Here is a 2,378-nt window from a genome sequence, read left to right on the forward strand (position 1 = left end):
GCCCCGCCGGGATCGTCACCTCGAGCCGCTTGCCGCCCACCTCGACGACGACGCTCTGCCGCTCGCCGGCGTCGTCAGCGCCCGCGCCGGGGACGCCCGTCCACGCAGGGATCTCGTTCTCGAACTCGGTCTCGATCCAGCGCGTGTGCACGCGGAACGGGCCGGACGCGGGCGCGAACGCCCGGTCCCGCACTACGGCGGCGTGGAACGGAACGACCGTGGGCATGCCCGTGATCACGAGCTCGTCGAGGGCGCGGCGCGAGCGCTCGAGCGCCTGCTCGCGGCTCGAGCCGGTCACGATGAGCTTCGCGAGCATCGAGTCGAAGTTGCCGCTGATGACCTCTCCGGCCTCGATGCCCGAATCGACGCGGATGCCGGGACCGGTCGGGTACCTGAGGGTCTCGACCGTGCCGGGCGCAGGCATGAAGTTGCGACCCGGGTCTTCGCCGTTGATGCGAAATTCGAAGGAGTGGCCGCGGATCTCGGGATCGTCGTAGCCGAGCTCCTCGCCGCGCGCGAGGCGGAACTGCTCGCGCACGAGGTCCAGTCCCGTGACCTCCTCGGAGACGCAGTGCTCGACCTGAAGGCGCGTGTTGACCTCGAGGAAGCTGATGGTCCCGTCCTGGCCCACGAGGAACTCGCACGTGCCGGCGCCGAGGTAGCCGGCTTCCTTGAGAATCGCCTTCGAGGACTCGTAGAGGCGCTTGGTCTGCTCGTCGGTCAGGAACGGCGCGGGGGCCTCCTCGACGAGCTTCTGGTTGCGGCGCTGGAGCGAGCAGTCGCGCGTCGAGACCACCACGACGTGGCCGTGCGAATCGGCGAGGCACTGCGTCTCCACGTGGCGCGGGGAGTCGAGGAAACGCTCGATGAAGCACTCGCCGCGGCCGAACGCAGCCGTCGCCTCGCGAACCGCCGACTCGTAGAGCTCCGGGATCTCCTCAAGCGTGCGGGCCACCTTGATGCCGCGCCCGCCGCCGCCGTACGCGGCCTTGATCGCGAGCGGGAGGCCATACTCGCGTGCGAACTCGAGGACCTCGGCGGCGGAGCCGACCGGGTCCTTCGTCCCGGGCACGAGGGGCGCGCCGACCTTCTCCGCGATGTGGCGTGCGCGGACCTTGTCCCCGAGCGCGGCGATCGCCTCGGGCGAGGGTCCGATCCACGTGAGGCCGGCGTCGATCACGCGGCGGGCGAACTCGGCGTTCTCGGAGAGGAAGCCGTAGCCGGGGTGGATGGCGTCGGCGCCGGACTGGCGCGCCGCATCGAGGATCTTGTCCATCACGAGGTACGACTCCGCAGCGGTCGTGCCGCCGAGCGCGAACGCCTCGTCGGCGAGGCGCACGTGCAGGGCGTCCCGATCGGGATCCGCGTAGACGGCGACGGAGGCCAGCCCCTCGTCGCGGGCCGCTCGGATGACGCGAACGGCGATCTCACCGCGGTTCGCGATGAGGACCTTCGTGATGGGCTTGCTTGCGGCGTTGAGGGACAAGGCTACTCCGTTCTGTACTGTCCGTGAGCCTAGCGCCCCTTTGGTGGATTCGCCCATATTGATGGCGGATCCGGCGGGGGAGCGGCCGATCCTTTGTCGGGGTCCTACAAATGGGGTACGACGGCGGCGGCCCAGAAGTCGGTGAGCCGCACCTTGGCGCGGGAGAGCAGCGCGCGCAGCGTCGAGACCGAGAGGCCCACGACGGCGTGCGGGTCGCCGTCAACGCGGGCCAGGAACGCGCCCCCGAGCCCATCGATCGTGAAGGAGCCCGCGCAGTGGAGCGGCTCGCCGGTCGCGACATACGCGGCGATCTCGTCGTCGGACATCTCGGTGAACTCGACGCCCGCGGAGCAGAGCTCGCCCGCGCTCGAGACGACGCCGTCGCGGCAGTCCACGAGCCAGTGCCCCGTGTGGAGCACGCCCCCGCGGCCGCTCATGGCGCGCAGCCGCTCGACCGCGACGTCCGCCGTGTACGGCTTGCCGAGCGCCGCGCCGTCGAACTCGAAGACCGAGTCGCAGCCGAGGACCAGCGCGCCCTCCACCTCGGGCAGCGACGCGACGGCCTCGGCCTTCGCGCGGGCGAGCAGGAGGGCCATCTCGGCGGGGCTTGCCTCGGGGTGCTGGGCGACGATCGCCTCCTCGTCCACGGCGGAGACGACGATCCGGTGGGGGATCCCGGCCTCCGCGAGCAGCTTCGTGCGCGCGGGGGACTTCGAGGCGAGGACAAGGGCGGGTGGGGTGGGAGAGGGAGCCGAGACCATGCGTCCAGCGTAGTGGGCGTTCCTTCCTGCCCACTCGGGGCCCCATCCAGGCCGAATACGGCTCGAATCGGGGCCCCAGCCGAGGCGGAAGCCTCCAAGATGGGCAGGAACGGACGGGTGGGTCTGGCCGG

Annotated in this window: 2 protein-coding genes; both read right to left on the bottom strand. The window is 71.2% G+C overall.

Annotation, left to right across the window (positions count from 1 at the left end):
- Nucleotides 1–1,543, bottom strand: a 1,543-nt coding sequence (locus ACLN58_RS21130) for an acetyl/propionyl/methylcrotonyl-CoA carboxylase subunit alpha (RefSeq protein ID WP_415857185.1), incomplete at its 3' end; no start/stop codon positions are given.
- A 47-nt stretch (nt 1,544–1,590) separates the two neighbouring features.
- Nucleotides 1,591–2,247, bottom strand: coding sequence for a Maf family protein (locus ACLN58_RS21135; RefSeq protein WP_415857186.1), 657 nt, complete (start codon nt 2,245–2,247; stop codon nt 1,591–1,593).
- Between the last annotated feature and the right edge of the window lie 131 nt (nt 2,248–2,378).

The sequence above is a fragment of the Sinomonas sp. G460-2 genome (genome assembly GCF_047759905.1).
Lineage (GTDB): Bacteria > Actinomycetota > Actinomycetes > Actinomycetales > Micrococcaceae > Sinomonas.